This is a genomic window from Aminobacter sp. P4_H6_2, assembly GCF_056400805.1.
Map to the genome: position 1 here is coordinate 1 of NZ_JBFUKO010000237.1, position 7,747 is coordinate 7,747.

The 7,747-nt window shown below is 62.6% G+C and carries 8 protein-coding genes; 7 read left to right on the plus strand and 1 reads right to left on the minus strand.

The genetic code is table 11. From position 1 onward, the window contains the following. From AC1DUU_RS17170 to AC1DUU_RS17195, 6 genes are all read left to right on the plus strand, one after another. Window positions 1-353: ABC transporter permease (locus AC1DUU_RS17170; RefSeq protein WP_476784615.1), on the plus strand; the 353-nt coding region annotated here is incomplete at its 5' end. Next, complete coding sequence (locus AC1DUU_RS17175; RefSeq protein ID WP_476784616.1) at window positions 350-1,255, plus strand: ABC transporter permease; 906 nt, start codon at window positions 350-352, stop codon at window positions 1,253-1,255. The genes AC1DUU_RS17170 and AC1DUU_RS17175, both read left to right, overlap by 4 nt. A 1-nt stretch (window position 1,256) precedes the next feature. After that, entirely contained in the window at window positions 1,257-2,222 is a 966-nt protein-coding gene (locus tag AC1DUU_RS17180) for an ABC transporter ATP-binding protein (protein WP_476784617.1), read from the plus strand. Next, complete coding sequence (locus AC1DUU_RS17185; RefSeq protein WP_476784618.1) at window positions 2,219-3,256, plus strand: ABC transporter ATP-binding protein; 1,038 nt, start codon at window positions 2,219-2,221, stop codon at window positions 3,254-3,256. Before AC1DUU_RS17180 ends, AC1DUU_RS17185 begins: the two co-directional genes overlap by 4 nt. Before the next feature lie 20 nt (window positions 3,257-3,276). Then, window positions 3,277-4,851, plus strand: a complete 1,575-nt coding sequence (locus AC1DUU_RS17190; protein WP_476784619.1) for an ABC transporter substrate-binding protein — start codon at window positions 3,277-3,279, stop codon at window positions 4,849-4,851. 28 nt (window positions 4,852-4,879) lie between these two features. Beyond that, window positions 4,880-6,790: a CocE/NonD family hydrolase gene (locus AC1DUU_RS17195; protein ID WP_476784620.1), complete on the plus strand. Its 1,911-nt coding sequence runs from the start codon at window positions 4,880-4,882 to the stop codon at window positions 6,788-6,790. 37 nt (window positions 6,791-6,827) lie between these two features. On the opposite strand, the gene AC1DUU_RS17200 is transcribed toward AC1DUU_RS17195, so the two are convergent. Continuing rightward, window positions 6,828-7,124, minus strand: a complete 297-nt coding sequence (locus tag AC1DUU_RS17200; RefSeq protein WP_476784621.1) for a helix-turn-helix domain-containing protein — start codon at window positions 7,122-7,124, stop codon at window positions 6,828-6,830. Between the two features lie 91 nt (window positions 7,125-7,215). On the opposite strand from AC1DUU_RS17200, the gene AC1DUU_RS17205 reads away from it, so the two are divergent. Beyond that, window positions 7,216-7,747 (plus strand): proton-conducting transporter transmembrane domain-containing protein (locus tag AC1DUU_RS17205; RefSeq protein WP_476784622.1); only part of this gene is annotated, 532 nt, incomplete at its 3' end.

The following is a 7,747-nucleotide window of genomic DNA, read 5'->3' on the forward strand; positions in this document are numbered from 1 at the left end:
GTACCGGCGTGCGTGAAACGATGCCGCTCGACTTCATCAAATTCGCCCGCGCCAAGGGCCTGTCCGAGCGCCGCATCATCTCGGTCCATGTGATGAAGAACATCCTCATCCCGATCGTCACCGTGGTCGGCATGGAGTTCGGCTCGTTGATCGCCTTTGCGGTGGTGACCGAGACAATCTTCGCCTGGCCCGGCATCGGCAAGCTTCTGATCGATTCCATCACCGTGCTCGACCGGCCCGTGGTCGTTGCCTACCTGCTGGTCGTCGTCACCATGTTCATCTTCATCAACCTCGCCGTCGACATCGTCTATTCGATGCTCGATCCGCGCATTCGGCTGAGCGATACACAATGACCGCGCTCACCCACCGTTTCCAGGAAAGCCAGTCATTCTGGGCGCGTTCGCTGCGCGGCATCCTCGGCAGCCCCAAGGCTACGATCGCGCTGGCGGTCTGCCTGATCCTGATTGCAACCGCCATCTTCGGCCCATCGCTTGTGCCGCAAAATCCATATGATCTCGCCGCGATCGACTTTTTCGACGCGCGCCTGCCGCCGATGTCGGAAAGCATGTCGGGCACAACCTATTGGCTCGGCACAGACGGCCAGGGCCGCGACATGTTCTCGGCGATGGTCTACGGCCTGCGCACATCGATGGGCGTCGGCCTGTTTTCCGGTGTCATCGCTCTTGCTCTCGGCACCGCACTTGGCCTCACCGCGGCCTATTATGGCGGCCGCATCGACACGCTGATCATGCGCCTTGTCGACCTGATGCTCGGCTTCCCCACCATCCTGGTGGCGCTGATGCTGCTGGCGTTGCTCGGCCAGGGTGTGTGGAAGGTGGTGCTGGCCCTGGTCATCGTGCAGTGGGCGCAGTTCGCCCGCGCCGTGCGCGCCGCTGCCCTCATTGAGCGCGGCAAGGAATATGTCGAAGCCGCCGCCTCGCTTGGCCTTTCCAAGCCACGCATCCTGTTTGGCCACATGCTGCCCAACTGCCTGCCGCCGATCATCGTCATCGGAACGCTGCAGGTGGCCAATGCCATATCGGCCGAAGCGACACTATCCTTCCTTGGCATCGGCTTGCCGATCACCGAGCCATCGCTTGGCCTGTTGATCGCCAATGGCTACCAGACGCTGCTGTCGGGCCAATACTGGATATCGGTCTATCCCGGCCTTCTGCTGCTGGCGCTGGTGTTCAGCATCAACATCGTCGGCGACCGCTTGCGTGAAGTGCTCAACCCCCGTCTTTCGGAGCGCTGAGATGACGCTGAAGGTTGAAAATCTCTGCACCTATTTCTTCACCCGGGCTGGCGTCGCCAAGGCGGTGGATGGTGTGTCCTTTGAAGTCGGCCGCGGCGAAATCCTCGGTCTGGTCGGCGAATCCGGTTCCGGCAAATCGATCACAGGCTTTTCGATCCTGGGCCTTGTCGATCCGCCGGGCCGTGTCGCCAGCGGCAAGATCCTGTTCCACGGCCAAGACCTTGTCGGCCGTTCACAAAGCGAGATGCGGACGCTGAGGGGCAAGAAGATCGCCATGATCTTCCAGGACCCGATGATGACGCTCAATCCGGTGCTGTCGATCGAGACCCAGATGGTCGAGACGGTGCGCGCCCATGACAAGGTGTCCAAGGCCGAGGCGCGGACCCGCGCGGTCGAAGCGCTCGGCCTTGTCGGCATCCCCTCGCCCGACGAGCGGCTCGCCGCTTATCCGCATCAGTTCTCAGGCGGCATGCGCCAGCGGGTCGCCATCGCCATAGCACTGCTGCACCGGCCGGAGCTCATCATCGCCGATGAGCCGACCACAGCGCTCGACGTCACCATCCAGTCGCAGATCCTCGCGGTGATCCAGGGGCTGAGCCGCGATTTCGGCATGTCGCTGATCTGGATCAGCCATGATCTCGGCGTCGTCGCCGGCCTCGCCCACAGGATCGCTGTGATGTACGCCGGCAGGATCGTCGAGACTGGCGAGACCGATACCGTGCTCGACAATCCGGTCCATCCCTACACGATCGGGCTGATGCGTTCGGTTCCGGCCAATCTCGAGCCCGGCGAACCGCTGACGCCCATTCCCGGCATGGCCCCGCCACCGCTCGGGCGGCCCGTAGGCTGTCCGTTCCGCCTGCGCTGCTTTGCAGCCACCGCAGCTTGCGAGGCCGAGCCAGAAGAAACCGCAGTCGACGGCCACCGCTGGCGCTGTTTCCACCCGCAGATCGCGAGGGCAGCATGACGCCTCTTGTCGAAGCCACCACCATCTCCAAACGTTTCACGCGCGGGCTCGACTACGCCGAACGGCTTGCACGCTTTGTCGGCGCCAATGTCGAGGAGCGTGTCGTCCATGCCGTCGATGGCGTCTCGCTGAAGATTAACCCCGGTGAAGTTGTCGGACTGGTCGGCGAATCCGGCTGCGGCAAGTCGACCCTCGGCCGCATCATGGCTGGCATCCTGCCGCAGTCCGACGGTGTCATGAGCTGGCAGGGCAAGGATATGTCGGCGCTGCCGCGCTCGGAGGCAAAGGCTGCGCGGCTAGCCTCGCAGATGATCTTCCAGGACCCGATGTCTTCGCTCAACCCGCGCAAGACGATCCTCGACATAGTCGGCGAAGCGCCCGTCGCCCACGGCATGGTGGCGCGTAGCGAAGCTGCCGAGATGGTGACCGCGCTGATGTTGCGTGTCGGCCTCGACCCGTCCTACCTCAACCGCTACCCGCACCAGTTTTCAGGCGGACAGCGGCAGCGTATCGGCATCGCGCGGGCACTGGCGGTGAAGCCGCGCTTCATCATCTGCGATGAATCGGTGTCGGCGCTCGATGTCTCGATCCAGGCGCAGATTCTCAATCTGTTCATGGAGCTCAAGCAGGAGCTCGGCCTCACCTACCTGTTCATCAGCCACGACCTCGGCGTGGTCAAACACATCTCCGACCGCGTCGCGATCATGTATCTCGGCCGCATCGTCGAAAGTGCGCCAGCCGACGCCTTCTTCGCCGCGCCCAATCATCCCTACACGGTCGCACTTCTTTCCGAGGTGCCGACGATCAAGCAGCGCAAGCGGCAGTTCAATCCGGTGAAGGGCGAAATCCCCTCGCCGCTTCATCCGCCTTCCGGCTGCCATTTCCATCCGCGCTGCCCGCATGCCTTCGATCGCTGCCGCGTCGAGCGGCCGGTCTTGCGCGAGATCGCGGCGGACCATGTCAGCGCCTGCCACCTCAACGATTTGCCGGGCAAGGCGGCTTCGTCCGCTGCCCCAACAACTGCCATTGCATGAACAGAAAAGGGAACACGACCATGCAGATCATCCGTTCGACCTTCGCAGCCTTGCTTTTGGCCAGCAGCCTTTCCACGGCTGCATATGCTGCCGACCTCACCGTGGGCATTTCAGCGGAGCCTTCGGCAATCGACCCGCAATTCTCGCGCACCGGCAACAACCAGAATGCCGCCCAGCATATTTTCGGGCGCCTGGTCGAGCAGGACGAAAACCTGCAGATCAAGCCGAACCTGGCCGAATCCTGGAAGAATACCGATCCGCTGACCTGGGAAGTGAAACTGCGCCAGGGCGTCAAGTTTCACGACGGCTCGCCGCTGACCGCCGAGGACGTGGTCTATTCGCTTGAGCGCGTGTCGACGATTGAAAAAAGCCCGGCACCGTTCACCGCCAATGTCGGTCCCATCGCCAAGATGGAGATCGTTGATCCGACCACCATCCGCTTCACCACCAAGAAGCCGACGCCACAGTTCATGGAACTGGCTGGCATGGTCTACATCGTTTCCAAGAAGGCCTCGGAAGGCAAAGGCATCGCGGACTTCAACAGCGGTGCTGCGACCATCGGCACCGGCCCCTACAAGTTTGTCGAATGGGTGCCCGGCGACCGCCTCGTGCTTCAGCGCAACGATGACTTCTGGGGCGACAAGCCGGAGTTCGAAAAGGTCACCTTCCGCACCATCTCCAACAACGCCGCGCGCGTGGCAGCGCTTCGTTCCGGCGCGGTCGACCTGATCGACGCCGTACCGCCGGCCGACGTCGCAGCGCTGAAGAGCGTCAAGGGCATTGCCCTGCATTCGACGCCCTCGGCACGCATCGTTTATCTCGCGCTCGATACGGCGCGCGACGACAGCCCGTTCGTCACCGACAAGGCAGGCGCCAAACTGACACCGAGCCCGCTCAAGGACGCGCGCGTGCGCCAGGCGATGTCGAAGATGGTCGACCGCCAGCTCCTGATCGATCGCATCCTGTCGGGTGCAGGTGCGGCCGCTGGCCAGCTCGTGCCCGAAGGCATCGGCGGCTACTCAGCCAATCTCAAGCCAGAAGCAATCGATCTCGCCGGCGCCAAGGCTCTGCTTGCCGAGGCGGGTTATCCTGACGGCTTCGGCATCACCGTGCATTCGTCCAACGACCGTTTCGCCGGCGATTCCGATGTCGGCCAGGCTCTTGGCCAGTTGTTTGCGCGTGGCGGTCTCAAGGTCAACGGCGTCGTCACGCAGCCTTACAGCGTCTATGTCGCGGCGGCCGGCAAGCAGGAATTCTCGGCCTTCGTCTTCTCCTTCGGCACCACGACCCCGTCTTCGGCGCCTGGCATGACCAATGTGCTGATGACGTTCGATAAGGAGGCTGGCACCGGTTCATTCAACCGGGCGCGTTATTCCAATCCCGCCTACGACGCCAAGATGAAGGAAGCCCTGGCCGAATTCGACGTCGACAAGCGCAATACGCTGCTCGCCGAAGCTGCCGACATCGCCTTCGGCGACGTCGCCATCATGCCGCTCTACTGGCCGGTGGTCACCTGGGCGAGCCGCGACGGCATCGCCTTCACCCCTTCCAAGGGCGAAGACACGCTCGCCACCTATGCCCATACGGCGAAGTAAGGCAGTCATGAAAGCAGCAGCCAAAACGATGGATGTCGCATCCTTGCCCGCAGCCGAGCCGGTGAGCCCCGGCGTCGTGGTCCACCGCGATGTGATGGTGGCGATGCGCGACGGTGTCAGGCTCGCTGCCGACATCTATCGTCCGGCAAATGACGGCAAGGCGTCGCAAGACGCCCTGCCCGTCATCCTGGAGCGGACCGCCTACGGCAAGGGCGAGCGCTCGCGTTCGGAAATCGAAATCGGCATGACAAAGCCGATGACCCGGGCCGAGGTCGCCAGCCACTTCGTTGGTCACGGCTATATCGTGATCTATCAGGATTGCCGTGGCCGCTACGGCTCGGAAGGCGAGTTCACCAAATACCTCGCCGAAGGCCGAGACGGCTACGACACGCTTGCCTGGATCGTCGAGCAAAGCTGGTCGAATGGCAAGATCGGCACGATGGGCCTTTCTTACGCAGCGCACACGCAAATGGCGCTGGCCTGCCTCAACCCGCCAGGCCTCGCAGCCATGGTGCTGGATTCCGGTGGCTTCTCCAACGCCTTTACCTGCGGCATTCGCCAGGGCGGCGCGTTTGAATTGAAGCAGGCGACCTGGGCCTACAACAACGCCCGCGAGAGCGTCACGGCAAAGCAGGACCCGAACCTGCTGCGCGCGCTGGAAGCTGAGGACGTCAGGAGCTGGTTCAACGCCATGCCCTGGTCCGAGGGGCGTTCGCCGGTGCGCTGGGTCCCCGAATACGAGGACTACCTGCTCGAGCAGTGGCGGCACGGCACCTTTGACGACTACTGGAAACAGCCCGGCATCTACGCCGCCGAAAGCTACGATACATTCCCGAATGTGCCCGTCGCGCTGCTGTCGAGCTGGTACGATGCTTACGTCAAGACTACCTTCGAAAACTATGAAGGCCTGGCGCGCGACCGGGACCGTCCCGTGGCGCTTCTCATGGGCCCCAATCTGCACGGCAACCGCAACGCCAGCTTCGCCGGCGATGTCGAATTCGGCACCGCAGCGCCCTTGGGCGGCAACGTCACCGAAAGCTGGTTGGAATTCCGCCGACGCTGGTTCGACCGGTGGATGAAGGGCGTCGACAACGGTGTTGAGGCTGAGCCCCGCGCCCGCCTGTTCCTGATGGGCGGTGGGTCGGGCCGCAAGACCACGGAAGGGCGCCTCGACCATGGCGGGCGCTGGATCGCCGCGCCGGATTGGCCGGTGCCGGCCTCAGAAGAAACGGTGCTGCACCTGCACGAAGATGGCAGCCTGTCGGCGGAGGCCCCTGCCCCCGGTGCTGCCCCGTTCGTTTATGACTTCGATCCGAAGAACCCGGTGCCGACGATTGGCGGTGCGTTGACCAGCGGCCAGCCGGTATTTGAAGGCGGTGGTTTTGATCAACGCGAGCAGGCTCGGTTCTTCGGCTGCGAGGACACCAATCTGCCGCTTTCGGCACGGCTTGACGTGCTGTCTTTCGAGACCGAGCCATTCGCAACAGATACCGCCGTCATTGGCCCGGTGACTGTCGAACTGTTCGCCGCTACCGACGGGCTGGACACCGACTTCACCGCCAAACTGATCGACGTCTATCCGCCGAGCGAGGACTACCCGACCGGCTTTACCATGATCCTGACGGACGGCATTTTCCGCTGCCGCTACCGCGATGGCTTCGACACGCCAAAACCTTGCGTGCCGGGCGAGGTGATGAGCATCACCATCGAACCCTTCGCCACGGCCAATCTGTTCAAGAAGGGCCACAGGCTTCGCCTCGACATATCCTCGAGCAACTTTCCGAAGTTCGACGTCAATCCCAACACCGGTGCCCCGGAAGGCCGCGGCCGCGCCAAGCGTGTCGCCCGCAACATGGTCTATTGTGACCAGGAACGAGCCTCGCGCATCAGGTTGAGGACACTTCCGGCAGCTATGCTGCAGGGGCTAGTCGAAACGTAGGCCGTACGATCCCGCGGCTTTTCGTCGCCAGGTCACGTCAGCTTTCGCTCACAAGCGTATCCACAGCGACCGCCTTTGGCCTGGGCTGCTTCGTCACTGACCCGTGCTGTTTGAGGCGGACGCCTGGTCCTTCATTTTCGGAGGAAAGCAAGAGCACCCCGCCTTGCATCAGCGCATCGACCAGCAAATTTTCGGTCGTGCGGTGCAGGGCGTGGCGATGGCATTCGAAATCCTTGATCGTGCTGCGCGACACTCCAGCGAGTGTTGCCAGCTGTTCCTGCGTCCAGTTGAGCAGGCCGCGCGCGGCCCTGCATTGCTCAGGAAGTAAATTCATCGAATGAAGCCTTGCCGGATCACCACAGAGTCAACCATAATGGGCGAGATCACGCAATAGTTCCCACCACCCAGATGAGTGCCCACGAAGAATGACAGACGAAACATCATTGATATGGATGATCGTCTTGCCTTTCGTGGGCAGTGCCATTGCTGCCCTGTTGCCTACCAATGCACGTAATGCCGAAGCCTGGCTGGCTGGGGCCATAACGCTCGTCACGCTGTTCCTGGCATCTGTCAGTTATCCGGCTGTCGCTGGCGGCGGTGCCATTCGCAGCACCATCGAGTGGATCCCCACGCTTGGTCTCAACCTGTCGCTGCGCATGGATGGCTTCGCCTGGCTATTTGCCATGATGATCAGCGGCATCGGGTTTCTCGTGGTACTGTATGCCCGCTACTACATGTCACCCGACGACCCGGTTCCAAGGTTCTTTTCGTTCTTCCTGGCTTTCATGGGCGCGATGCTCGGCGTCGTGCTTTCGGGCAACCTCATCCTGCTGGTGGTGTTCTGGGAGCTGACCAGCGTCTTTTCGTTCCTGCTCATCGGCTATTGGCACCACAACGCCAATGCCCGCGATGGCGCGCGCATGGCCTTGACCATCACCGGCATTGGCGGACTGGGAC